This window comes from Nocardia rhizosphaerihabitans (assembly GCF_014646295.1).
GTDB lineage: Bacteria > Actinomycetota > Actinomycetes > Mycobacteriales > Mycobacteriaceae > Nocardia > Nocardia rhizosphaerihabitans.
Map to the genome: position 1 here is coordinate 1,020,225 of NZ_BMNE01000002.1, position 23,462 is coordinate 1,043,686.

The following is a 23,462-nucleotide window of genomic DNA, read 5'->3' on the forward strand; positions in this document are numbered from 1 at the left end:
GGCGGTCCGGATCCGGCCGGTGCACGCTCCGATAGTCGACCGGTCGGTTTCGGTCCCGGCGACTAGAGTTGGCCCGACTTCACATGGAGGGGGCAGGCACCGTGCCAGATTCGTCCGCAGATCACGAGATCCCGCGGCAGCAGGATGAGCTGACGTCGTATCCCGACGCGGTTCCCCAGCCACCGTCCAGCCCGAGTCCGGCGGTGCCGCAACCGCCGTATCCGCATGCCGCCGGGGGGCCTGCGCCGTATCCGAACGCGGCCGGGGCTCCGTACCCGGCTCCGGCGGTGCCGCAGCCGCCGTATCCGCATGCCGCCGGGGGGCCTGCGCCGTATCCGAACGCGGCCGGGGCTCCGTACCCGGCTCCGGCAGTGCCGCAGCCGCCGTATCCGCATGCCGCCGGGGGGCCTGCGCCGTATCCGAACGCGGCCGGGGCTCCGTACCCGGCTCCGGCGACGCCGCAGCCGCCGTACCCGAACACGGCCGGGGCGCCGTACCCGAGTCCGGTCGCGCCGCAGCCGCCCTACCCGGGTGCGGCGGGGGCTCCGTACCCGAGTCCGGCGGTGCCACAGCCGCCGCATCCGAGCGCCGCGGCACCGCAGGCGATGCCCGGTCCAGCTGGTGCGGCGCCGCCGTATCCGCAGGCAGGCGGTTATCCGGGTGCCCACGCCAACCCACTCGGCAGCCCCTATCCGGTGGCGCCCGGAGCCGAGGCTCGTCCTCGGCCGGTGCCGCAGAACGTGCTGATGGCGTTCTACGTGATGCTGACCGGTGCGGTGGTCACGGTGCTCAGCGCCGCCTACATGCTGACCACGATCGATCAGATCCGCTCGGACGCGCTCGAAGCCTCGGGTGGGGTGTTCCGTGGCGACGACCTCGACATCCTCGTCTACGCGGGTCTGGCGGGCGGGATCCTCACCGCACTGGTGACGGCGGGCCTGTGGGTGTGGCTGGCCTTCGCCTGCCGGGCGGGCAAGAACTGGGCCCGCGTCACCGGCACGGTGTTCTTCGGCATCAATGTGTTGTTCTCCGCCGTCGCCGTGATCAGCACGCTCGCCGCGCCGCGGGCCGACCTGCAGTCACTGGCCTTCACCGTGGTGGGCGTCGTCATCGGACTGGCCGCGGTGATCCTGCTGTGGAACCCCAGGTCCAAGGCCTACTTCGCGCCTGCCCTGCCGCCGGGCTACCAGCCGTATCCCGGCCCGCGGGCCGACGGGTCGTGGTGAAGTTCGCCCGATAGGTGCTCGGCGGAACGCCCAGCTGGCGGATCATGTGCTGGCGCAACGATTCCGCCGACCCGATGCCGCTGTGCCTGGCGACCTGATCGATCGGCAGCGACGTCGATTCCAGCAGTTCCCTGGCCCGGTGGATGCGCTGATGCAGCAGCCACTTCTGCGGGCTGAGCCCGGTCTCCTCGTGGAACCGCCGGGTCAGCGTGCGCACGCTGGTGTTGGCGTGTTCGGCGAGTTCCCGCAGCGACAGGGGAGTATCGAGCCGGGCGAGCGCCCAGGCGCGGGTGGTCGAGAGCGACAGATCGTCGTCGGGCGGTAGCGCGGTGTCGACGAACTGGGCCTGCCCGCCGGGACGCACCGGGGTGACCACGGCGGCCCGCGCCGCCTCGTTGGCCACGGTGGCGCCGTAGTCGAGGCGAATCAGATGCAGGCACAGGTCGATTCCCGCCGCCGCGCCCGCCGAGGTGGTCACCGGACCGTCCTCGACGAACAGCGCGTCGGTGCGCACGCGGACCGACGGGTGCGCGCGGGCCAGTTCGTCGGCCAGTCCCCAGTGCGTGGTCGCGGTCCGCCCGTCGAGCAGTCCGGCCTGGGCCAGGACGAACGCGCCGCTGCAGATCGAGGTGACCAGCGTGCCGCGTTCGACCGCCGCGCGCAGGGCGGCCAGGATCACCGGGTCGGCGCCGGTCCGGCTGCCGGTGCTCGGCACGATCACGGTGTCGGCCGACTCGAGCACGTCGAGCCCGTGCGGGATCACCACATCGAAACCGCCCGAATTAGCGGGCACCACACCGGGTTCGGCGGTGCACACGAGCACCCGGTAGGCGGGTTCGCCGTCGACCAGTACCGACTCCATCAGCGACCCCGGCATCGCCAGGTCGAACGACTTCACCGGGGGCACGGCGACGACGGCGACAGTCTTCATGGCCTGATCCTTGGGATAGCTGGCATTCCGGCCACTAGTCTAGCCCCCGCCCGCGCGGCATTGTTGCCTGTGTGCCCGGCAAGAGCGCCGAGTAGAGCACGAAACATATTGCTGGGAAAGGGAATTCGCATGACCAAGCAGGTCGTGATCGGTCGCGGCGGCACCGCGTCCGTCACCGCACTGGCGCTGGCCGAGTCCGGTGATCACGTGACGGTGATCAGCCGCAGCGGACTCGGCCCGGACCATCCCGGCGTCGACCTGGTCGCGCTCGACGCCCTCGACACCGCCGCCATGACCGAGCACGCCGCCGGCGCGGCGACCGTCTTCAACCTGGCCATGCCGCCGTACCACACCTGGCCGGAAACCGTTCCGCCACTGTTCGGTTCGATCCTGACGGCCACCGAAGCCGTCGGCGCGAATCTGGTGATGATGGGCAACCTCTACGGCTACGGACCCGTCGACGGCGTCGTCACCGAGACGACCCCACTGGCGGCCACCGGCAACAAGGGCGCGGTCAGGGCCAGGATGTGGACCGAAGCGCTGGCCGCGCACGAGGCGGGCCGAGTGCGCGTCACCGAGGTGCGCGCCGGACAGTTCCTCGGCGCGGGCGCGGTGTCGATCTTCTCCCTGCTGGTGCAGCCCGCGGTCCTGGCGGGCGCGCAGGCGAAGGTGCCGCAGGAACTGGATCTGGCGCATTCGTTCACCGCCATCGACGACGCGGCGGCCGCCCTGGTCGCCGTCGCCCGCGACGACCGCGCGTGGGGCCGCGCCTGGCACGCGCCGGTCATCACCACCACCGTGCGCGCGGTCGCGAGCAGACTCGCGGCACTGGCCGGTGCGCCCGAGCCCGAGCTGGCCGTGCTGTCCGACGCCGAGGTCACCGCACTGGCCGAGGACGACCCGTTCTGGGCGGAACTGTTCGAGACCAAGCACATGTCGCACCGCGAATTCGTCGCCGACGACACCGCACTGCGCACCACCTTCGGCGTCACCGCCTCCGCACTCGACGACGTCCTGCGCGGGGTACTTCCAGGCAGCTGAGTCTGTCGGTCCCCCCGGCGCACACCGGGGCCATGGCCTATGACGAGGAACTCGCCGAGCGGATCCGGGCGATCGGCGTCGTCGCTGCTCCGAAAAGGAGGAAGAAAATATCGCGAAGATGTGTCGAACCGGCGTCGTCGGCTCCGACCAGTGGGTGACAGCACGCAGACGCCAACACCCGAGGAGCGCATCATGTCCGTCAACACCTTCCTGTGGTTCGACACCGACGCCGAAGCGGCGGCCCAGCTCTACACCGCGTCGGTGCCGAATTCGCGCATCGTCGAGGTCGCCCGCCAGGGTGACGGCTCGGCCTTTATCGTCACTCTCGATCTCGACGGCCATGTCGTCACGCTGATGAACGGCGGACCGGGGCACCCGCCCACCGATGCCGCGTCGCTGCAGGTCGTCGTGGACACCCAGGACGAGATCGATGAGCTCTGGAACGCCCTCACCGCGGACGGCGGCGTACCCGGCCCCTGCGGCTGGCTGACCGACCGGTTCGGGGTTTCCTGGCAGGTCGTCCCGGCCGTGCTGCCGAAGCTGATGGGTGGCGAATCGGATCGGGTCGTCGCCGTCGGCACCGCGCTGCGGACGATGTCCAAGCTCGACATCGCCGCCCTGCAGCAGGCCTACGACCACGCCTGACCCGGAAACGGCGACGGCCGCCGCGGATCGGTAGTCCGCGGCGGCCGTCGAGGCGCGGTGCGCTAGCCCGCCGAGCCGGTCAGCAGGCCGCCCAGGTCGGCCGATCCGGTGCCGCCGCCGGGCGGGGTGGTCGGCGCTGCGCTGACCTCGACGGTGACGGTCTTGGAGCTGATCAGCTCCTGGACGGCCTTGATCTCGTGCGAGCCGGGGGTCGACGGGGTCCAGGTGATGGTGGCCTTGCCGCCGGAGACCGAGACCGGCTCGCCGATCTTGGTGCCGTTGTCGGTGAAGGTCACCTTGAACAGGAACGACGTCTCGGTGACATCGGCGGTGACGGTGTAGGCGGTGCCCACGTAGTGGGTGGTGCCGCTGACCGTCACGCCCTGGACGAGCGCCGAGGCCTGCGGCGCCACCAGCACCGTGGCCGCGGCGACCGCGGTGAAAGCTGAGAGTCCGAAGCCGGCCCGCCGTGCGTTGGTCTTCATGGTTGTTCTCCTGGTTCGCGCTGTCCCACCGCTGTGGGTGTGCGCGACACTATCGACCGGATCGCCCTGCTGTCCGAAAAACAGAAAAACCAATGTTTTAAACTAGGGCGGGCTGTTTCGTCGCAGGTAGCGCCGGAAATCATCCCGTGCGGATGAGGCGATCGCCGCGGTGCTCGCCGACACTGGGGCACATGCCGACGTCAGGTGCGGTCCGCTATCAGTTCGTCATCGAGGGCGAGCTCACCGACCGTGCCGTCGGGGCTTTTCCCGAACTCCGGCGCAGCGCGCATTCGGCCACCGGCACCACCACCCTCTACGGCGAGCTCGCCGACAACACCGCCATGCGCGGCGTGCTCGCCCGCATCGATGTCCTCGGGCTCACCCTGCTCGGCATGTCCCGGCTGCCCGACTGAAAACGCTGATTGCCGATTGTTAGCCGATCTCGGCATACCCTCATGATGACGTCGATCTGATAACGAGCGCCGCGACCCCGCACGACCCGCAAACGCGCAGGTCGGGTTTCGCCTACCGTCGAACCTGCTGGTGGATCGGCCCCGCAGGGTAGACGACGAGCTCAGGAGTGTGGTGGTGGCAACCTCGTACCGAGCGATAGCTGAATGCCCGTCGGACGTCGATGCGAGCATCCCGGAACTGTCGTTCGCCTCCGTCCGATCGGCCGAGATCAATGCCAGGCTCGACCGTGCCGGCGCCGCCCCCGGGCACACGGTGCTGGTGTCCGGACCGGCGGGCAGCGGCAAGACCGTCGCCCTGGTCGACTGGGTGACCCGGTCGCGGCGCCTGCGTTCGGCCGCGGTCGGCTGGCTGACCGTCACCGACCGCCTGGCCGACAGCGGTGACCTGATCCCGGCGATCGCGCAGATCCTCGACCCGTCGGCCGATGTCGTCGCCGACGGTGCGCTGCGCACACCGGTCGACCAGGCGGCCGACCTGGTCGACGCCATGACGATCACCCTCGATCGCTCGGTGTTGGTCATCGACGACGCCCACCTGCTCACCGACCCGCTGCAACTGGCGGGCCTGGAATACCTGCTCGGGCACCTGCCCGCGACGGTCACCGTGCTGATCGCGGGCCGGTTCGATCCGCCGCTGCGCTGGCACGCGCTGGAATTGGCCGGCAAGCTCACCCGGATCGGCGTCGCCGAACTGACGCTGTCACCGGAGCGGATCGCCCAGCTGTTCATTCAGCACGGCTGCCGGCTCGACAACGCCGAACTGGCCATGGTGCACACCCTCACCCGCGGCTGGGCCGCGCTGGTGCGGATCGCGGCGATCTATCTGGCCGCCAACGCCGAGGACCGCGACACCGCGCTCACCACCCTGGCCAGGCCCTCGCACGCGGTCGCCGATTTCCTCGTCGCCGAGCTGATGCAGTCGCTGCCTGCCCGCACCCTCGAATTCCTGCTCGTCACCGCGATTCCCAGCCGCTTCAGCCTGCCGCTCGCCGAGGAGCTGGCGGGGGAGGACGCGGCACGGATCATCGACGAGTTGCTGCGCGCCAACTTCCCCATGCACACCGTCGCGCACGCGGGGGAGCTGTGGCACACCTACCACCCGCTGTTGCGCGCGTACCTGCTGGCCGAGGCCACGCACACCAGGGCCGATCGCCTGCCCGCCGTGCATCGCCGGGTCGCCGAGTGGTTCGGCGCCGCGGCGATGCCCGGCCCGGCGCTCGACCACGTCCTGGCCGAACCGGGTGCGCCCGGACTTGTCCCGTTCCTGCGGGATTGGGGATTGCGGATGGTCCTCGACGGCACCGGGCACCTGCTGCTCGCCGCGCTCGAGCACGTCCCCGAGCTGGCCGAGGACACCTTCGTACGACTGCTGCGCGCCGCTGTCGCGGTGGAGGCGGGCGAGATCGCCACCGCCGAGGTCTATCTCGAAGCCGCCCATGTCGGGCCCGAGCAGGTCTCACAGCTGGTACCCGTCGGGTGGACCGAGGCGCTCGACCGGGCCGTCAGCGCGGGAGTCGCTGTCCTGGTGGGTGATTCGGCGTCGATGAGCTGGCCGTTGCCCGCGGTGACCGGCCAGCCCGATCTCGACTGCTACGCGGCGATGCACTGCGGCAGCGCGCAGATCTCAGGCGGTGAGATCGACAGCGGCACAGCGGCTTTGCGGCATGCGATCGTGCATGCCGAGGAGACGGGACTCGGCCGCGTCGCGGTGCGCGCGCGGACCGCATCCGCCATCGCAGCGGGACACGCGGGCCGGGTCGGTGAGCTGCGCGCGCTGGCCGACGCCGCGATCGACTGCGCCGACAACTACGACCTCACCCATTCGCCCGAGGCCGCGTTCGCCCGGGTGATCGCGGCCTACGGCGCCTACCACCAGGGCGAGTCCGTCGAGCTGCCACAGCCCGGCCTGCCCGGCGGCCCGCTGGTCGAGGCCACCGCACCGGCGCCGGTCCGCCAGGCCGCGGTGATGACCGGCGTGCTGATGTTCGACGCTGCGCCCGACCGCGCGGCCGCCGCGACCGCGCTGTGCAAGCAGGTGCACCGGCTGCTCGACGATGCTCCGGCACTGCTCGGCATCGGCGCGCTGGTCACCGACGTGCTGTGGGTGCTGCTGCGCCTGCAAGCCAGGGCCGACGCTCAACACCTGGTCGACCACGCGGCCCGGGTTCTCGGCCCGACGCCGCAGACGGCCGTCGCCGACGCGGGCATGGCCGTCTACACCCATCGCCCGGCCGCGGCGTTGACGCTGCTCGAGCCCCTGCTGAGCGGCCCGCCGCAACTGAACACCCGATCGCTGGTCGCGGCCTGGCTGCTGGTCGGCGTCGCCGCCGACCGTCTCGATCGCCCACGCAAGGTCGACGACGCGTTCGAGCAGGCGCTCGCGCTGGCCTGCGGGGAACGGCTGATCCGGCCGTTCCTCGATGTGCCGGGCGCCGCCGAGGTCCTCGATCGGCTGGGCGGGCGCTTCGGCCGCTTCGACGCCTTCGTCGACCTGGTCCGCTCCCATCGCACGCCCGCCGCCGACGCACCCCAGCTCACCGAGACCGAACTCGCGGTCCTGCGCCAGCTCCCGTCCGGCATGACCGCGGCCACCATCGCCGCCAACATGGGCGTCTCGGTGAACACCGTCAAGACCCACCTGCGCGGCATCTACCAGAAACTCGGCGTCAACGCCCGCGCCGAGGCCATCACCAACGCCCGCCGCGTCGGCCTGATCTGAGCCGGGCGGGCCGCTTCGGCCGAAGTTCACCTCGTTCGGGTGAGGGCACGACAGTCGCCGGGTGTGATGCTGCGAGAGCAGCCGACGCACCGAGGAGACACCGGGTCGGCGCGAGTCGCACGTCTCCGCGCGAAAGGGATCTGATGACCAGTCAGCAGAATGCCTCGGCCGGCATCGAAGCAGCCAACGACACGGCATCGCGGACGCTACCGTTCGACGACGCACAGGATTTCGCCGATGCCGAACGCGGATTCGTCGCCGCGCTGACTCCGGGGGTGGTGCGCAATGCCGCGGGGGACGTGGTGTGGAGCAGCGACGCGTTCGCCTTCCTCGACGGCGAGTGCCCGCCCACGGTGCATCCGAGCCTGTGGCGGCAGTCGAAATTGTGCGCGATGCAAGGGTTGTACGAGGTCACCGACGGCATCTACCAGATCCGCGGACTCGACCTGTCGAACATGAGCCTGGTCGAGGGCGACACCGGCGTGCTCGTGATCGACCCGCTGATCTCGGTCGAGACGGCCGCGGCGGGGCTGGCGCTGTACCGCGAGCATCGCGGGGACCGCCCGGTGACCGCGGTGATCTACTCGCACTCCCACATCGACCACTTCGGTGGCGTCAAAGGCGTGACCACCCAAGACGATGTCGATGCCGGCCGATGCCCGATCATCGCGCCGGTGGGATTCGCCGAGCACGCGGTGGCGGAAAACGTGTACGCGGGCACCGCGATGGCCCGCCGGGCGGCCTACATGTACGGCGCGGCTCTGCCGACCGGACCGCTGGGTGCGGTCGGCGCGGGCCTCGGGCCGACGACCTCGACCGGTCAGCCGACGCTGATCATCCCGACGATCTCCGTCGAGCACACCGGCCAGACCGTGACCGTCGACGGGGTTGCCATCGAATTCCAGATGACGCCGGGCACGGAGGCGCCCTCGGAGATGAACTTCTACTTTCCGGGCCGGCGAGCACTGTGCATGGCCGAGAACGCCACCCACACCATGCACAATCTGCTCACCCTGCGCGGCGCGCTGGTGCGTGACCCGCACGTGTGGTCGAAATATCTCACCGAGGCGATCAATCGCTACGCGGGCCGCTCCGACGTCGTGTTCGCCTCGCACCACTGGCCGACGTGGGACACCGAGCGGCTCACCGAGTACCTCTCGATCCAGCGCGACCTGTACGGCTATCTGCACGACCAGACCCTGCGGGCACTCAACAAGGGCACCACCGGCATCGAGATCGCCGAGAACATCGAACTGCCGCCCGCCCTGGCGAACTCGTGGTCGACCCACGGCTACTACGGCTCGGTCAGCCACAATGTCAAAGCGATCTACCAGCGGTACATGGGCTGGTTCGACGGCAATCCGGCGAACCTGTGGCAGCACCCCCCGGTCGAATCCGCCCTCCGCCACCTGGATTTCATGGGTGGCGCCGACGAGGTCATCGCCAAGGCCCGTAAGTCCTACGCCGACGGCGACTTCCGCTGGGTCGCCCAGGTACTGAACTACGTGATCTTCGCCGAGCCGGACAACGCCGAGGCCAAGGCGTTGCAGGCCGACACGCTCGAACAGCTCGGCTACGGTTCCGAGAACGGCACCTGGCGCAACTTCTTCCTGATGGGTGCCTACGAGTTGCGCAACGGAAGTGTCGGTACCCCGACGGTGTCCTCCTCGTCGGATATCGGCGCGGCGCTGACGGTCGAGCAGCTCTTCGACGCGATCGCGTTGCGCGTCGACGGTCCCCGCGCCTGGTCGGCCACCATCGTCCTGGACTGGAAGCTCGAGGACACCGGCACCGTCCACCGCACCCAGCTCCGCAACGGCGTGCTCGTGCATTACGACATCGAGGGCGATGCCGGACCCGCCGACGCGACCTTCACCCTCACCGAAGCGGATCTGGACGCCGCCCTGATCGGCGGCGCGGATCTGGGCCGGCTGATCGCCGACGGCCGCGTCACGGTCGACGGCGACGCCACCAAACTGGCCGAACTGGTCGGCTACCTGGATGCCCCCGACCCCGACTTCGCCATAGTGACGCCCTGATGCTGGAATTCCTGGTCCCCGCTGATCAGCGCCGATCGTCGGACGAGCTCACCGACAAGCTGGATCTGTCCGTCGGTGCGGTCACCGCGAAACGGTCGGCGTTCTGGATCATGCTGGTGCTGTCGGCGGTCATCGCGATCTCCGGCGTCATCGGCGATTCCACCGCCACCGTGATCGGCGCGATGATCGTCGCGCCGCTGTCTATCCCGATCCTCGGGGTGGCACTCGGCGTGGTCACCGGGCGTGCGGCACTGGTCGGCCGCAGCCTGATCCTGGTGCTGGCGGGGATCGTCGTGGTCGTCGCGCTGGGGTTCGTGTTCGCGCAGCTGCTGCCGAATCCGGTCAACGTGCTGTCGAACGCCCAGGTCGTCGGGCGCACGTCGCCGAAGCTGACGGATCTGACCGCGGCCTTGGCCACCGGTCTGGTCGCGGCGGTCGCGATCACCCGCCGGGATGTCGGTGACGTGCTGCCCGGCGTCGCGATCGCGATCTCGCTGGTGCCGCCGCTGGGGGTGGTCGGGGTGTGCCTGGGGTCGCACGCGCCCTCGCTGGCGCTCGGCGCGTTCGTGCTGTTTGCCTCGAACGTCCTCGCCATGATCATCACCGCGACGACGGTGCTGCTCATCGCTGGTTACGCCGAGACGCCGAGCACCCGCCGCGGCCGGGCCTACCTGGTGCTCGGTGCGGCGTTGGTGCTGGTCGCGGTGCCGATGGTGCTCAATTCGCTGTCGACATTATGGGCCGGGCAGATCGCCGACGCGGCCCGCGAGTGGTTACGTGACGAGCCGGGCGCCCAGGTCACCGATGTGACGCTGCAGCACGATGTCGCGACGGTGTCGGTGCTGGGTCCCGAACAGCTGCCGCCGGTGTCGGAGTTGCAGCGGGTGGTGGATGAACTCGTGCCATGGGACCCGCGCGTCGTTGTCGTCCACACGGTCGGCGGCAGAGTCCAGCAGTGACCGACGACAGCTCAGCCGAGCAGTTGCTTCTTGGCTGCGGCGAATTCGGTATCGGATAGTGCGCCCGCCGAATGCAATTCGCTCAGTTGCCGCAACTTCCCGACCAGGTCGACCGGCGGGGCTGCCGCGGGTGCGGGCTGCGGCGGAGCATAGGCCGCCTGCTGTTGCGCGTAGGCCTGCTGCTGGGCGGCGGCCTGCTGATCGGCGTAGGCCTGCTGTTCGGCCGAGCGCCGGCGCGCACGATTGTTCATCGCGTTGGACGTGGCGGTGGCGGTGCCGGTGATGACCGCGGTCCGTGCCATCGTGCCGAGAAGTCCGGGCCGCCCGATGCGGCCCTGTCGTAGTGGCATGTCGCTTCCTTCCTAGGTCGTCGCCGCGGCGGACACCGCGGACTCGACGACATCGCGCGGTATCGGCACGTGCAACGCGACCTCGCCCTCGGCGGCGCGCACCGCCGAGGCCAGCCGCGTCGCCCAGGTCTGTTCGAAGACGAGGATCACCGCCGTGCTGCCCGGCACCATCGACGTGCGCACGACCTCCACATCGGCGTCGCTGACCAGGTCGATGTCGGCCGCGGTCAGGCCGGTGAGACCCACCTCGGCCAGATCGTCGTCGACCTCGGATTCGGTGACCGTCCCGGCGGCGTCCATCGTCAGCACGATCAGATCCAGCAGGGTCACCAGGCCCTTCCCGACGACCTCGGCGAGCGCGGCGGCGACCGTCTCGTCGACGGCGGTACCGGGAAAGGTGAGGACGAGGAAATCGACCGGTCCCAGAGCAGGTGTTGATCCCATGGCGCGATCGTGCGCCGATCCGGCCACGCACGCCTCACCCGATTCGGGTGAACCGGCGGCGCCCCCTGCGCCCTAGCGTGGAGTTCAGTGCTGCGCAGCTCGACTGTCGAAAGGAATGCCTCATGAACGGCATCGTGGTGGCGGTGGTCGGCGCACTGCTGTGCTTCTACGGGGTCAGGTCGGTGAACCTGGGCGTCCTGGCGATCGGGTTCGGCCTCGGCTGGCTGATCGCCGACCTGGTCAACGCCTCGTTCTGGTGGCTGGTGCTGATCGGGTTGATCGGCGCCATCTCGGCGTGGGTGGTGACCTCGCTGGTCTTCCGCTTCGCCTCGTACTTCATCGGCGGCCTGGCCGGCGCGATGATCGGCACGAAGCTGGCGACCGTCTTGCAGCCCGGCGACAAGAACATCGCGCTGAGCATGATCGTCGCGCTGGCGATGGGTGTGGCCGGTGCGTTCCTCGCCGAGAAGTTCCGCGCCCGCGCCCTGCTGTGGCTGACCTCCATCGGCGGCGCCAGCATGGTGCTCAGCGGCCTCGGCCGGATGAGCGATTCGCTGGCGTTCCTGCGCGAGCCGGACACGGGCTGGCAGCAGGTCACCTCGACCCTGGCTTGGATCGGCCTGTCGGCGCTCGGCTGGATCACCCAGCGTCACCTGTTCGCCGAGAAGCTCGGCATCGAGCACCTGGCCGGCGACGACGATCCGAAGATCGACCAGCGCAAACGCAACGGCGGCTGGCCCACGCGCTAGCGGCTACTCCGCGGGCGGGGTCTGCAACGCGGGGAACCAGACGTCGGTCAGGACCGCGGCGGCCTGCGCGGCTGTGACCTCGATGGTGCCCTGCATGGCCCACCGGGTGAAGAACCGTTCGAGTTGGGCGACGAGCAGTTCGATCCGCAGCCGCGCCTCGTCGCGGCGGTGCTCGGGCCAGCGGGCCAGGTAGGCGGGCATGCTGTCGGCCAGGGTCATGATGCCCTCGCGCGCCACCGCGCGGAATTCCGGTTCGACCGCGGTCGCCTCGTCCCACGCGGGCAGCATGTCCTTGTTGGTGAAGAACCAGTCGATGGCGCGGGTCATCCACTCCGCGAACGCCTCCCGGGAGCCGGTGGTCAGCACCCGGTCCAGGTCGGCGTAGAACTCGTGGACGCTGGTGAGCGTGCCCTCGTTGGCGATCGCCCGCAGCACCTCGCCCTTGCTGGTGAAGTGCAGGTAGAACGTCGCCCGGCTGCAGCCGACGGCGGCGGCGATGTCGTCGACGCGGACATCGGAATAGCCCTGGGTCTCGAACAGGGTGCGCGCGGTCTCGACGATCCTGGCCTTGGTGAGTCGCTTCTGCTCCTCGCGCAAGGATCCACGGCGGGCGGGTTCGGACGTCATTCGCTCATCCTAGACGATCAGCTCATTCACTAGACATGATGTCCAGCGAAGCGCTATCGTGTGTTCCACGTCACGCGGCATGGTCATCGGTGACCGAGGCTGCTCAGGAGTTGTGCATGGATACACGCGAATTGCCCAGGGTGTGCGTCATCGGCGCCGGACCTTCGGGTATCACCGCCGCCAAAAGGCTTGCCGAGTACGGCATTCCGTTCGATTGCTATGAGGCCTCCGACGAGGTGGGCGGCAACTGGTATTACAAGAACCCCAACGGGATGTCGGCCTGCTATCAGAGCCTGCACATCGACACCTCGAAGTACCGCCTGCAATTCGAGGACTTCCCCGCCCCCGAGGAGTGGCCGCACTTTCCGCACCATTCCCAGCTGCTGCAGTACTTCAAGGACTACGTCGACCACTTCGACCTGCGCGACCGGATCAAGTTCAACAGCCTGGTCACCGCGGCCGAGCGCGACGACGCCGGTCTGTGGCGGGTGACGACGGCGGCGGGCGACACCGAGGTCTACGACGCGCTGATCGTCTGCAACGGCCATCACTGGAATCCCCGATTCCCCGACTACCCGGGCGAATTCGACGGTGTGCTGATGCACAGCCACGCCTACAACGATCCGTTCGACCCGATCGATATGCGCGGCAAGCGGATCGTGGTGGTCGGCATGGGCAACTCGGGCCTCGATATCGCCTCCGAACTGTCCCAGCGCTTCCTGGCCTCGAAGCTGTTCGTCTCGGCCCGCCGCGGTGTGTGGGTGCTGCCCAAATATGTGAACGGCAAAGTGGGCGACCGCGCTTCGATGCCCGCGTGGATTCCCCCCAAGATCGCGCTGAAGCTCAAGCAGCGATTCGTCCGCAAGAACCGCGGCGAGATGCAGACCTACGGCCTGCCGGCCCCCGATCACGAGCCCTTCGAGGCGCATCCCTCGGCGAGCGAGGAGTTTCTGCACCGCGCCGGCTGCGGTGACGTGGAGTGCAAGCCCGCGATCACGCGATTGGATGGCAGCACAGTGCATTTCGCCGACGGCAGCAGCGAGCAGGTCGACGTGATCGTGTGCGCCACCGGCTACCACATCAGCTTCCCGTTCTTCACCGAGCCGGAGCTGGTGCCCGACGCGGCCAACCGGTTCCCGCTGTTCCAGATGATGGTCAAGCCCGGCGTGGACAACCTGTTCTATCTCGGGCTGGCCCAGCCGATGCCGACGCTGGTCAATTTCGCCGAGCAGCAGAGCAAGCTGGTCGCCGCCTACCTGACCGGCCGCTATCACCTGCCCCCGCGCGAGCAGATGGATCAGGTGCTCGACGAGCAGGAGGCCAAACGCGCCGGGCGCTATTACGATTCGCCGCGCCACACCATCCAGACCGAGTTCGAGCCGTACGTGCGCTCGATGACCAAGGAACTGGAACGGGGCGCGAAACGGGCCGCCGCCACGGGCAACAGCCTGCCGGTGCCCGCGCGCGCGACGGCGGGGGCGGTGTGATGAGCGGTACCTCCTCGGGCTTCTGTCTGGACGAATTCGCCGGTGTGCGTGCGGCATTCGACGACCAACTCGCCTCCGGCGCCGAAATCGGTGCGGCGCTGTGCGTCACCGTGGACGGCGATCCGGTGCTGGATCTGTGGGGTGGGTACGCCGATCCGGCGAAAACCACGCCGTGGGCCGCCGACACCCTGGTCAACGTCTTCTCGGTGACCAAGACGATGACGGCGCTGTGCGCCTTGCTGCTGGTCGACCGCGGCGACCTCGACGTCGACCAGCGCGTTGCCCACTACTGGCCCGAGTTCGCGGCCAACGGCAAGGCCGACATCCTGGTCAGGCAACTGCTCTCGCACACCTCGGGCGTCTCCGGCTGGGACAAGCCGATCGCGCTGTCCGACATCTACGACCACGAGGAAGCCGCGGCCCGGCTGGCGACCCAGGCGCCCTGGTGGGAGCCGGGTACCGCCTCGGGCTATCACGCCATCAACTACGGACACCTGATCGGTGAACTGGTGCGCCGCATCACCGGTCGCTCCCTCGGCCGGTTCTTCGCCGAGGAACTCGCGGGCCCGCTCGGCGCCGATTTCCACATCGGCACCGGACCCGAGCACGCCGACCGGATCGCGACCCTGGTCCCACCGGAACTGCCCGAGTTCGACCTGTCGACCCTCGACCAGGACAGCGTGCTCATCAAGACGCTCACCAGTCCCTGGCTCGAGGTCGCCGAGACCGCGACACCGGCCTGGCGCGAAGCCGAGATCGGCGGGACCAACGGCCACGGCAACGCGCGCTCGGTGGCCCGGATCCAGTCCCTGATCGCCAACGGCGGCGAACTCAGCGGCAGACGGTTCCTGTCACCCGCCACCATCGACCTGATCTTCCGCGAGCAGGCCGACGGCGTCGACCTGGCGCTGCTGACCCCGCTGCGGTTCGGCATCGGCTACGGCCTGCCCCGGCCACAGACCTTCCCGCACATCCCCGACGGCCGGGTCTGCTGGTGGGCGGGCTACGGCGGCTCGATGGTCGTCAACGACCTGGATCGCCGGATCACCTTCGCCTACACCATGAATCGGATGGCCACGGGCCTGATCGGCTCCGACCGCTGCGACCGGTACCTGAAGGCCACCTTCGACGGAGCGGCCCGATGAGCATGCGTGCGATGCAGCTGACCGCGCCGGGCACCCTGGAATTGCGGACGGTGCCCGTGCCCGACATCGGCCCGGACGATCTGCTGTTGCGGGTCGGCGCCGCCGGGATCTGCCACTCGGATTCGTTCGTGCTGAGCCTGCCGTTCCCGATGAGCGACAAGCCGCTCACCCTGGGCCACGAGATCGCGGGCACCATCGAGTCGGTCGGCCCGCGGGTGGCCGGGCGCAGCGTCGGCGAGCGCGGGATCGTGTACCTGTGCTGGTCGTGCGGCGAATGCCGGGAGTGCTTGCGCGGCAACGAGAATGTCTGTCTGGCCGCGGGGCGCACGGCGATGCCGCCGTGTCCCGGGCTCGGTCCCGACGGCGGCATGGCCGAATACGTCCGGATCCCCGCGCGCTCCTTCGTGCCCATCGGCGACATGGACTTCGCGCAGGCCGCGCCCCTGGCCGACGCGGCGCTCACCCCGATGCACGCCATCCGCGGCGCGTCGGATCAGCTGTGGCCGGGCGCCACCGCGGTCGCCATCGGCATCGGCGGCCTGGGACACGTCGCGGTACAGCTGCTGAAGGCGATGACGGAGACCAGGGTCATCGCCGTCGACGTGGACGCCGACAAGCTCGCCCTCGCCACCGCCTGCGGCGCCGATATCGCGCTGCAAGCCGGTGACGCCACCGCGGCCGCCATCCTCGAACTCACCGGCGGACGGGGCGCCGAGGCGGTGTTCGACTTCGTCGGCGCCGACGCCACCGCGAAACTCGCCGTCGAAGCCGTCGCCCCCAACGGCGCCTATCGGATGGTCGGACTGGCGGGCGGCGTGCCTGGCATCGACTCCGGTCCGGCGGGCGGACCCGGCCTGCCGTGGGGCGCCACGGTGCGGAAGTCATACGGCGGCACCAGAACCGACCTGCTCGACGCGGTGGCACTGGCCGCCGCGGGCAAGGTCCGCGCCGAGATCGAACGCTTCGACCTCGCCGACGCCCGCACCGCCTTCGACCGACTCGACTCCGGCGCGATCCGTGGCCGCGCCGTCCTGATCCCCTGATGGAGAACACCATGTCCGAAGCCGTAGACCCGCAGGAATTCGTGGCCAAGGTCGCCGCGGGGCTCACCGCGCCCGGCGCGCCGTTCGAACTGACCGTCGAACATGTTCTCGGCGTGCCGATCCCGGTGCTGGCCCAGCGTCGCCGCAACCTACGCGAACTCCTCGAACACTCGCTGAGCTGGGGCGAGCGCGACTATCTCGTCACCGAGGATCGCCGGATCTCCTTCGCCGAACACGCCGCGGCCGCCGGCGCACTGGCCACCGCGCTGGCCCGCCGGCACGGCGTCGGCAAGGGCGACCGCGTCGGCATCCTGGCCGCGAACGGCCCGGACTGGGTGATCGCGTTCTGGGCCGCGCAATGTCTCGGCGCCATCCCGGTCGGCTACAACGCCTGGTGGGCGCCGCCGGAGATCGCCTACGGGCTCGAGCACACCACGCCCACCGTGCTGATCGCGGACGCGAAAAGGGCCGCGCTGGTGCCCGCCACCGACATCCCGGTGCTCACCATGGAGACGGATCTGCCCGCCCTGATCACCGAGTTCGGCGGCGGCGACATCCCCGCGACGCCGGTCGAAGAAGACGACCCGGCCGTGATCCTCTACACCAGTGGCACCAGCGGCAGGCCCAAGGGCGTGGTGCATTCGCAGCGGAACATGGTGGCGGTCAGCGACTATCACCGTTTCACCGATGCCATGCTCGCCGCGTTCGCTGGCCAGCCGCCCAGCGATGGACCGAGCGATCGCCGGTACCTGGTCACCGCACCGCTGTTCCACATCGCCAGCCTGCACAACCTCGTCGTCCCGCGGCTGCTGACCGGCGCCGCCGCGGTGTTCCCGCACGGCGCGTTCGAGGTCGGCCGGGTGCTGAGCCTGGTCGAGCGCGAGCGGGTCACCAACTGGGCCGCGGTGCCGACCATGGCCGCCCGGCTGCTGGAACACGATGTCGCCCAGCATGATCTGTCCTCGCTGGCCGCGCTGTCCCTCAACTCCGCGCCGTCCTCGCCCGCGCTGCTGGCCAGTCTGCGCGAGAAGATCCCGTCCCTGCAGTTCGCCCTGACCACCAGCTACGGACTCACCGAGAGCGGCACCGCGGCGACGGTCGCCACTCCGCTGGACCTGCTCGCCGACGACGCCTCGGTCGGCAGGCCGATCTTCGGCGTGGCGGTGGAGATCCGCGATGCCGACGGCACCGCGGTGCCCGACGGCGAGGAAGGCGAGATCTGCATCCGCAGCCCCTACGTCATGCTCGGCTACTGGAACGACGAGGCGGCGACCAAGTCCGCCATCGACGACGAACGCTGGTTGCGCTCCGGCGATTTCGGCACGCTGCGTGACGGCAGGCTCACCGTGTCGGGTCGGCGCACCGACCTGATCCTGCGCGGCGGGGAGAACGTGTACCCCACCGAGATCGAGAACGTGCTGTGCGAGCACCCCGCGGTAGCCGAATGCGCGGTGTTCGGGGTCGCGCATCCCGAGCTCGGCCAGGAAGTGGCGGCCGTGGTGGTCGCCGAGCCGGGCGCGGTGGACCCCGAGGAACTGCGGGCCTTCGTCGCGGCGCGGCTCGCGTACTTCAAGGTGCCCGCCCAGTGGCGGATCACATCAGATGCCCTGCCGCGCAACGCGACAGGGAAGGTCACACGGCGCGATCTCGCGCTGTAGGGGGTTGAAGGAATGTTCGACAGCATCATCAAAGGCGGCCGCTGGTTCGACGGCACCGGCGGGCCCTCCGCGATTCGTCATCTCGGCATCAGGGACGGCAAGATCGCCGAGATCTCGGCGACACCGCTCGACGAGACCGGCTGCCCCCGGGTCGTCGATGCCACGGGCAAGTGGGTCGTGCCGGGCATGGTCGACATCCACACCCACTACGACGTCGAGGTACTGCTCGATCCGTCGCTGTCGGAATCGGTGCGCCACGGCGTGACGACCGTGCTGCTCGGTTCCTGTTCGCTGTCGACCGTGCATGTCGACGGGGAGATCGCCGGCGACCTGTTCGGTCGGGTCGAGGCGATTCCGCGCGCCCACGTCGTCCGCGCGGTCGAGGAGACCAAGAGCTGGCACTCCGCGGCCGAGTACGCCGCCGCGCTGGACGCGCTGCCGCTGGGTCCCAACGTGGCAGGCTTCATCGGGCACTCCGACATCAGGTCCGCGGTGATGGGCCTGGACCGGGCCACCCGCTCCGACGTCGAGCCGACGGCGGCCGAACTCGCCGCGATGGCGGCCAAACTCACCGAGGCGCTCGACGCCGGGTTCGTCGGCATGTCCTCGCAGCGGCTGCTGTTCGACAAGCTCGACGGTGAGCTGTGCCGGTCCCGCACCCTGCCGTCGACGTATTCGACCAGGGCCGAGCGCCGCACGCTCAACACGATCCTGCGCACGCGCGGTCGCGCGCTCCAGGGCGGACCCGACGTCAACCGGGCCGACACGATGATCGCGATGGCGGCGAGCAGCATCGGCCTGTGGCGCGAGCCGCTCAAGGTGAGTCTGCTCTCCGCGGCCGACATCAAGGCGATTCCCGGTGTGGCCAAGGTGTTTCCGCTGCTGGCCCGTGCCGTCAACGCTTTGCGGGGGAACTTCCGCTGGCAGCACCTGCCGGTGCCGTTCGAGGTCTACTCCGACGGCATCGATCTGCCGATCTTCGAGGAATTCGGTTCCGGCGCGGCGGCTCTGCACCTGGCGAATCACATCGACGAGCAGCGCCACCTGATGCAGGACGAGCAGTACCGGCGCGCGTTCCGCAAGGACTACGACCGCAAGTACGGCCCACGCGTGTGGCACCGCGACTTCTTCGACGCCGACATCGTCGCGTGCCCCGACCCCACCGTGATCGGCAAGACCTTCGGCCAGGTCGGCCTCGATCGGGGCGGTCTGCACCCGGTCGACGCCTTCCTCGACCTGGTCGTCGAACACGGCGCGAAACTGCGCTGGCGCACCACCATCTCCAATCATCGGCCGGAGGTACTCAACGTCCTCGCCGCCGATCCCGGCGTCCAGCTCGGCTTCTCCGATGCCGGTGCGCACCTGCGCAATATGGCCTTCTACAACTTCGGCCTGCGCCTGCTGCGGCGGGTCGCCGACGCCGAACGCGCCGGTGTCCCGTTCATGACGATCGAGCACGCGGTGCACCGGATCACCGGCGAACTCGCCGACTGGTACGGCATCGACGCCGGTCACCTGCGGGTCGGTGATCGTGCCGACGCCGTCGTCATCGACCCGGCCCACCTCGACGACACCCTCGACGCCTACGCGGAGAACCCCATTCCGGAGTTCGACAACCTGCCGCGCATGGTCAACCGCAACGACGAGACCGTCACGGCGGTGTTCGTGGGTGGTCGGTACGTGTTCGGTGCGGGAGTCAAGGATCCGGTGCTCGGGGCCGAGCGCACCGGCCGGTTCCTGCGCGCCGGGTAGCCGCCGCTGTCGCGTGTCAGGCGGGGGCGGTGGGCGGTTCGGGTACCTCGATCTGGGACAGTCGAGGCAAGTCCGGACGGCGTCGACCTGCTCCCGGAACGCGCACGTCAGCGAGAGGATTCGACATGTCGGACGCGAAACGGATCACCTGGGGCAAGCCGCGCCGGCCGAGTGACGCCGATCGTGACGCCCTGCGCGACGACCTGCTCGCCCAGGCCAGGGCGGTGCGCGGTGACGGCTGGGCCGACTACCGCACGCAGTGGCCCGCGGGCCAGGTCGCCGTGGTCGCCTACGTCCTCGGCGACGCCGAGGTACTCGCCGACCTCGAGGAAACCGAGGGGACCGTCCTGAGCCGCTACGCCGCTGACCTCTTCGGCTTCGTCGGAGGCCGCAAGGACAACGAATCCGGCCTGGTCAAGACCCAGGCCTGGTTCGACTCTGTCCGAAAGGCATTGGACCATTGATCACCAGGCCGTGACGGCGTTCGCCTTCTCGGCCGATGGCGACGGCGCCCACCGAGCCGGATCGGAGGGCGCCGTCGAGCCGGGATCGCGCGCGAACTACCAGCGGTCGGGGGTGACCGGTGCGTCCCACGCCTTGGCGAAGCGGGTCTTGTCCTTGGTGTCGACTTCCTTGCGCCGGTAGACGATGTACGGACGGGTCAGGTAGCCGATCGGCGCGCTGAACATGTGGACCAGGCGGGTGTACGGCCAGGCGAAGACCAGGGCAAGCACGACAAGGCCGTGCAGCTGGAAGGTCCACGGGACGCCGACCATGAGGCCGGGCTCGGGGTCGATCGAGAACAGGCTGCGGAACCAGGGGGAGACGGTGGTGCGGTAGTTGTAGGTGCCCCACAGCAGGTTGGAGCCCCAGGTGTTGAGCAGACCGGTGACCAGGGCCAGCGTGAGCAGCGTGTACATCATGACGTCGTTGCGGCTGGTGTTCTTGCGCACGGCGGGAATGACGAGGCGGCGGTAGCAGAGGATGGCCACACCGGCCACGACCATCAGGCCCGCGACGGAACCCGCGCCGACCGCGAGGATGTGATACGCGTGCTCGGAGATGCCGATCGCGGCGGTCCACGACTCGGGGATCAGCAGACCCATCACGTGGCCGCCGAACACGCCGAGCATGCCGAAGTGGAACAGTGGGCTGCCCAGTTGCAGCAGCTTGGACTCGTAGATCTGCGAGGAGCGGGTGGTCCAGCCGAACTGGTCGAAGCGGTAGCGCCAGACATGGCCGAGCACGAAGGAGGTGGCGGCGATGTAGGGCAGGATCAGCCACAGGCCTTCGGGGAGCGGGATGGTGGCGTTCATCGGCGGCCTTCCGTGGCGTCGAACAGCGAGGGGTCCATGGCGAAGGGTTCCAGCCCGACTTCCTCCTCGGGCGGGCCCTGCGCGGCGAGTTCGGCGATGCGGCGCCGATCGGCGGTGGTCACCGGCGGCAGCGTGGTCAGCACCGCGGCGAGCACGCCACTGTAGGGAGAGTTGTTGTCGCCCAGCGACAGTCGCAGCAGCTCCATGACCGGCACGTGCTCGCCGAGCAGGCGCTCGCCGCCGATCGGGTCGACGGTGGCGGCGAATTCCAGCAGCACCGGCAGGTGGTCGGGCAGCTCCTCGTCGCCGAGTTCCACACCGGCCTGGCGGTAGGCGTGCTTGAACCGCAGCAGCGCCATGCCGCGCTTGCGGGTGTCGCCGAAGGCGTAGAAGGTCAGGTGCAGGCTGGCGCGGCGGCGCATGTCGAAGGTCTCGACGTAGCTCTGGGCCACCTCGATCGACGGGGTGTCGCGCAGGTAGGCGAGCACCGCGTCGAAGTGCGCGCGCACCTCGGCGGGCAATTCCGCTGCGGCGGCCGAGATCTGGTCCAGCAGGGCGAGGGTCTTCTCGCCGGGATAGTCGAGCAGCAGCGCGGCCAGCCGCCAGACCACGCGACGGTCGCGCTCGGCCATGGCGGTGACCGGCTGCGGTCGCTTGCGGATCGAGAGCAGACTCATGGCGCCACACCGCTGACCGTGGTGTCGGCGACGGCAGCGCCGTTGCTGCCGTTGCCGTTACTCCCGGCGCCGGCGCCGTTGCCGTTCGCTGCGGGGGCAATCTTGTCGGTGCTCGGCACCAGCCCGGAGGTGCTGCGGCCGTCCCAGTTGAGCAGGTTGATCCGGCCCGACTTCTCCTCGGGCGCTGCCTGATTGGTGTCGGCCAGCGAGAACTTCTCCACGACCTGGTCGAACGCGGTCATGCCCGGTCCGCCGTCGGTGTCGAGGCTGCACCCGGTGGCCAGCGAATCCAGCTCGTGCGCACGGGAAGTCGCGCCGGAGGGGATCACGTAACGGTGCTCGTACTTGGCGATGGCGAGCAGCCGGTACATCGCCTCGATCTCCTCGGGCTCGAGCCCGATCGAGGGCGCGATACCGGGTTCGGGCTCCTCGCCGAGGTTGACCGACCGCATGAACGCGCGCATCCCGGCCAGCCGCTGCAACGAGGCACGCACGGGCCCGATCTCGCCCGCGGTGAACAGCTCGGCCAGGTATTCGATCGGGATGCGCAGCGCGTCGATGGCGCCGAACAGGTTGCCCGCGTCCTCGCCGTCGTGGCCGGTCTCGCTGAGCACGTCCACCACCGGCGACAGCGGCGGCACGTACCAGACCATCGGCATGGTGCGGTATTCCGGATGCAGCGGCAGCGCCAGCTGGTAGTCCACGATCAGCTTGTAGACCGGCGAATCCTGTGCCGCCTGAATCCATTCCGGCGAGATGCCCGCCTTCTCGGCCTCCGCGATCACCCGCGGGTCGTGCGGGTTGAGGAACACACCCAGCTGCGACGGGTAGAGGTCCTTGTCATCGGTGACCGACGCCGCCTCGAGCACCGCGTCGGCGTCGTAGAGCATCACGCCGATGTAGCGCAGCCGCCCGACACAGGTCTCCGAGCACACGGTCGGGATGCCGACCTCCACGCGCGGGTAGCAGAAGGTGCACTTCTCCGCCTTGCCCGTCTTGTGGTTGAAGTAGATCTTCTTGTACGGGCAGCCGGTGATGCACTGGCGCCAGCCACGGCACTTGTCCTGGTCGACCAGGACGATGCCGTCCTCCTCGCGCTTGTAGATCGCGCCCGACGGGCACGACGCGGCACACGACGGGTTGAGGCAGTGCTCGCAGATGCGCGGCAGGTAGAACATGAAGGTCTCTTCGAACTCCAGTTTCACCTTGTCCTCTAGCTTGCCGAGCAAGGGGTCCTTGCCGACCGCTTCGGGACCGGAACCGAGGTCGTCGTCCCAGTTGGCGCCCCAGGTGACCTTGGTGTCCTCGCCGGTGATCAGCGACTTGGGCCGCGCGACCGGGGTGGTGTCGGTGGGCGGGGAGGCCAGCAGGTTGTCGTAGTCGTAGCTCCACGGCTCGTAGTAGTCCTCGACCGTGGGCAGATCCGGGTTGGCGAAGATGTTCATCAGGCGCTTGAACCGCGAGCCCGACTTCAGCGACAGCTTGCCACGCTTGTTCAGCGTCCAGCCGCCCTTCCACTTCTCCTGATCCTGGTACTGGCGCGGATAACCCTGTCCGGGACGGGTTTCCACATTGTTGAACCAGACGTACTCGGTGCCACCGCGGTTGGTCCACGCCTGCTTGCAGGTGACGCTGCAGGTGTGGCAGCCGATGCACTTGTCCAGGTTCATGACCATGGCGAGCTGAGCCATTACGC

The 23,462-nt window shown here is 69.3% G+C and carries 22 protein-coding genes; 14 read left to right on the forward strand and 8 right to left on the reverse strand.

The genetic code is table 11. The features are described 5' to 3' along the window. Positions 1–101 precede the first annotated feature (101 nt). Positions 102–1,226, forward strand: a complete 1,125-nt coding sequence (locus IEY60_RS11205; protein WP_189026758.1) for a hypothetical protein — start codon at positions 102–104, stop codon at positions 1,224–1,226. Here IEY60_RS11205 and IEY60_RS11210 read toward each other — a convergent pair. After that, positions 1,108–2,157, reverse strand: coding sequence for a GlxA family transcriptional regulator (locus IEY60_RS11210; protein WP_189026760.1), 1,050 nt, complete (start codon positions 2,155–2,157; stop codon positions 1,108–1,110). The two genes, IEY60_RS11205 and IEY60_RS11210, sit on opposite strands and share 119 nt — an antisense overlap. Before the next feature lie 129 nt (positions 2,158–2,286). Here IEY60_RS11210 and IEY60_RS11215 point away from each other — a divergent pair, with 129 nt between their 5' ends. Then, complete coding sequence (locus tag IEY60_RS11215) at positions 2,287–3,198, forward strand: Rossmann-fold NAD(P)-binding domain-containing protein (protein WP_189026762.1); 912 nt, start codon at positions 2,287–2,289, stop codon at positions 3,196–3,198. A 192-nt stretch (positions 3,199–3,390) separates the two neighbouring features. Then, a complete protein-coding gene (locus IEY60_RS11220; RefSeq protein ID WP_189026764.1) occupies positions 3,391–3,843 on the forward strand; it encodes a VOC family protein in 453 nt (150 codons plus the stop codon). Between the two features lie 62 nt (positions 3,844–3,905). On the opposite strand, the gene IEY60_RS11225 is transcribed toward IEY60_RS11220, so the two are convergent. After that, a complete protein-coding gene (locus IEY60_RS11225; RefSeq protein WP_189026766.1) occupies positions 3,906–4,328 on the reverse strand; it encodes an Ig-like domain repeat protein in 423 nt (140 codons plus the stop codon). A gap of 191 nt (positions 4,329–4,519) precedes the next feature. Between IEY60_RS11225 and IEY60_RS11230 the strand changes: the two genes are divergently transcribed. The 4 genes from IEY60_RS11230 (at position 4,520) to IEY60_RS11245 (ending at position 10,518) form a co-directional block, all read left to right on the forward strand. Then, a complete protein-coding gene (locus IEY60_RS11230) occupies positions 4,520–4,741 on the forward strand; it encodes a DUF8691 family protein (protein WP_189026768.1) in 222 nt (73 codons plus the stop codon). A gap of 175 nt (positions 4,742–4,916) precedes the next feature. After that, positions 4,917–7,520 (forward strand): winged helix-turn-helix domain-containing protein, encoded by a 2,604-nt coding sequence (locus tag IEY60_RS11235; protein WP_189026770.1) that lies wholly within the window; start codon positions 4,917–4,919, stop codon positions 7,518–7,520. Positions 7,521–7,663: 143 nt separating this feature from the next. Continuing rightward, positions 7,664–9,559 (forward strand): alkyl/aryl-sulfatase, encoded by a 1,896-nt coding sequence (locus IEY60_RS11240; protein WP_189026772.1) that lies wholly within the window; start codon positions 7,664–7,666, stop codon positions 9,557–9,559. Continuing rightward, a complete protein-coding gene (locus tag IEY60_RS11245) occupies positions 9,559–10,518 on the forward strand; it encodes a DUF389 domain-containing protein (protein WP_189026774.1) in 960 nt (319 codons plus the stop codon). Before IEY60_RS11240 ends, IEY60_RS11245 begins: the two co-directional genes overlap by 1 nt. Positions 10,519–10,529: 11 nt before the next feature. On the opposite strand, the gene IEY60_RS11250 is transcribed toward IEY60_RS11245, so the two are convergent. Together IEY60_RS11250 and IEY60_RS11255 are read right to left on the reverse strand one after the other, a co-directional pair. After that, a complete protein-coding gene (locus IEY60_RS11250) occupies positions 10,530–10,868 on the reverse strand; it encodes an SHOCT domain-containing protein (RefSeq protein WP_189026776.1) in 339 nt (112 codons plus the stop codon). 12 nt (positions 10,869–10,880) lie between these two features. Then, positions 10,881–11,312, reverse strand: coding sequence for a DUF6325 family protein (locus IEY60_RS11255; RefSeq protein ID WP_189026778.1), 432 nt, complete (start codon positions 11,310–11,312; stop codon positions 10,881–10,883). Between the two features lie 122 nt (positions 11,313–11,434). On the opposite strand from IEY60_RS11255, the gene IEY60_RS11260 reads away from it, so the two are divergent. Further along, positions 11,435–12,061, forward strand: coding sequence for an ABC-2 transporter permease (locus IEY60_RS11260; RefSeq protein ID WP_189026780.1), 627 nt, complete (start codon positions 11,435–11,437; stop codon positions 12,059–12,061). A 3-nt stretch (positions 12,062–12,064) separates the two neighbouring features. On the opposite strand, the gene IEY60_RS11265 is transcribed toward IEY60_RS11260, so the two are convergent. Next, a complete protein-coding gene (locus IEY60_RS11265; RefSeq protein ID WP_189026782.1) occupies positions 12,065–12,688 on the reverse strand; it encodes a TetR/AcrR family transcriptional regulator in 624 nt (207 codons plus the stop codon). A gap of 116 nt (positions 12,689–12,804) precedes the next feature. Between IEY60_RS11265 and IEY60_RS11270 the strand changes: the two genes are divergently transcribed. The 6 genes from IEY60_RS11270 to IEY60_RS11295 all read left to right on the forward strand — a co-directional run bounded on the left by IEY60_RS11270 (position 12,805) and on the right by IEY60_RS11295 (position 20,237). Further along, entirely contained in the window at positions 12,805–14,175 is a 1,371-nt protein-coding gene (locus tag IEY60_RS11270) for a flavin-containing monooxygenase (protein ID WP_189026784.1), read from the forward strand. Further along, positions 14,175–15,320: a serine hydrolase domain-containing protein gene (locus IEY60_RS11275; RefSeq protein ID WP_189026786.1), complete on the forward strand. Its 1,146-nt coding sequence runs from the start codon at positions 14,175–14,177 to the stop codon at positions 15,318–15,320. The genes IEY60_RS11270 and IEY60_RS11275 overlap by 1 nt, the downstream gene beginning before the upstream one ends. Before the next feature lie 2 nt (positions 15,321–15,322). Next, entirely contained in the window at positions 15,323–16,363 is a 1,041-nt protein-coding gene (locus tag IEY60_RS11280; RefSeq protein ID WP_189027522.1) for an NAD(P)-dependent alcohol dehydrogenase, read from the forward strand. Between the two features lie 11 nt (positions 16,364–16,374). Further along, positions 16,375–18,021 carry a steroid-24-oyl-CoA synthetase gene (casG, locus tag IEY60_RS11285; protein ID WP_189026789.1) on the forward strand — a complete coding sequence of 549 codons (1,647 nt, stop codon included), beginning with the start codon at positions 16,375–16,377 and terminating at the stop codon, positions 18,019–18,021. 12 nt (positions 18,022–18,033) lie between these two features. Then, on the forward strand, positions 18,034–19,773 hold the full coding sequence (locus IEY60_RS11290) for an N-acyl-D-amino-acid deacylase family protein (protein ID WP_189026791.1): 1,740 nt from the start codon (positions 18,034–18,036) through the stop codon (positions 19,771–19,773). 125 nt (positions 19,774–19,898) lie between these two features. Beyond that, positions 19,899–20,237 (forward strand): hypothetical protein, encoded by a 339-nt coding sequence (locus tag IEY60_RS11295; protein ID WP_189026793.1) that lies wholly within the window; start codon positions 19,899–19,901, stop codon positions 20,235–20,237. 96 nt (positions 20,238–20,333) lie between these two features. Here the strand turns inward: IEY60_RS11295 and narI are convergent, their stop codons facing one another. Genes narI through narH form a run of 3 tightly spaced genes read right to left on the reverse strand, consistent with a single transcriptional unit; the run spans position 20,334 to position 23,457 of the window. Further along, complete coding sequence (gene narI / locus IEY60_RS11300; RefSeq protein WP_189026795.1) at positions 20,334–21,089, reverse strand: respiratory nitrate reductase subunit gamma; 756 nt, start codon at positions 21,087–21,089, stop codon at positions 20,334–20,336. After that, a complete protein-coding gene (gene narJ, locus IEY60_RS11305) occupies positions 21,086–21,766 on the reverse strand; it encodes a nitrate reductase molybdenum cofactor assembly chaperone (RefSeq protein WP_189026797.1) in 681 nt (226 codons plus the stop codon). Before narJ ends, narI begins: the two co-directional genes overlap by 4 nt. Further along, on the reverse strand, positions 21,763–23,457 hold the full coding sequence (gene narH, locus IEY60_RS11310) for a nitrate reductase subunit beta (RefSeq protein WP_189027523.1): 1,695 nt from the start codon (positions 23,455–23,457) through the stop codon (positions 21,763–21,765). Before narH ends, narJ begins: the two co-directional genes overlap by 4 nt. Between the last annotated feature and the right edge of the window lie 5 nt (positions 23,458–23,462).

Coding starts and splice junctions, on each gene's coding strand:
- IEY60_RS11230 (WP_189026768.1), top strand. CDS start 4,520: ATGCCGACGTCAGGTGCGGTCCGCTATCAGTTCGTCATCGAGGGCGAG.
- casG (WP_189026789.1), top strand. CDS start 16,375: ATGTCCGAAGCCGTAGACCCGCAGGAATTCGTGGCCAAGGTCGCCGCG.
- IEY60_RS11270 (WP_189026784.1), top strand. CDS start 12,805: ATGGATACACGCGAATTGCCCAGGGTGTGCGTCATCGGCGCCGGACCT.
- IEY60_RS11210 (WP_189026760.1), bottom strand. CDS start 2,157: ATGAAGACTGTCGCCGTCGTCGCCGTGCCCCCGGTGAAGTCGTTCGAC.
- IEY60_RS11250 (WP_189026776.1), bottom strand. CDS start 10,868: ATGCCACTACGACAGGGCCGCATCGGGCGGCCCGGACTTCTCGGCACG.
- narI (WP_189026795.1), bottom strand. CDS start 21,089: ATGAACGCCACCATCCCGCTCCCCGAAGGCCTGTGGCTGATCCTGCCC.
- IEY60_RS11240 (WP_189026772.1), top strand. CDS start 7,664: ATGACCAGTCAGCAGAATGCCTCGGCCGGCATCGAAGCAGCCAACGAC.
- IEY60_RS11215 (WP_189026762.1), top strand. CDS start 2,287: ATGACCAAGCAGGTCGTGATCGGTCGCGGCGGCACCGCGTCCGTCACC.
- IEY60_RS11255 (WP_189026778.1), bottom strand. CDS start 11,312: ATGGGATCAACACCTGCTCTGGGACCGGTCGATTTCCTCGTCCTCACC.
- IEY60_RS11280 (WP_189027522.1), top strand. CDS start 15,323: ATGCGTGCGATGCAGCTGACCGCGCCGGGCACCCTGGAATTGCGGACG.
- IEY60_RS11290 (WP_189026791.1), top strand. CDS start 18,034: ATGTTCGACAGCATCATCAAAGGCGGCCGCTGGTTCGACGGCACCGGC.
- IEY60_RS11260 (WP_189026780.1), top strand. CDS start 11,435: ATGAACGGCATCGTGGTGGCGGTGGTCGGCGCACTGCTGTGCTTCTAC.
- IEY60_RS11265 (WP_189026782.1), bottom strand. CDS start 12,688: ATGACGTCCGAACCCGCCCGCCGTGGATCCTTGCGCGAGGAGCAGAAG.
- IEY60_RS11245 (WP_189026774.1), top strand. CDS start 9,559: ATGCTGGAATTCCTGGTCCCCGCTGATCAGCGCCGATCGTCGGACGAG.
- IEY60_RS11275 (WP_189026786.1), top strand. CDS start 14,175: ATGAGCGGTACCTCCTCGGGCTTCTGTCTGGACGAATTCGCCGGTGTG.
- IEY60_RS11220 (WP_189026764.1), top strand. CDS start 3,391: ATGTCCGTCAACACCTTCCTGTGGTTCGACACCGACGCCGAAGCGGCG.
- narJ (WP_189026797.1), bottom strand. CDS start 21,766: ATGAGTCTGCTCTCGATCCGCAAGCGACCGCAGCCGGTCACCGCCATG.
- IEY60_RS11295 (WP_189026793.1), top strand. CDS start 19,899: ATGTCGGACGCGAAACGGATCACCTGGGGCAAGCCGCGCCGGCCGAGT.
- IEY60_RS11225 (WP_189026766.1), bottom strand. CDS start 4,328: ATGAAGACCAACGCACGGCGGGCCGGCTTCGGACTCTCAGCTTTCACC.
- narH (WP_189027523.1), bottom strand. CDS start 23,457: ATGGCTCAGCTCGCCATGGTCATGAACCTGGACAAGTGCATCGGCTGC.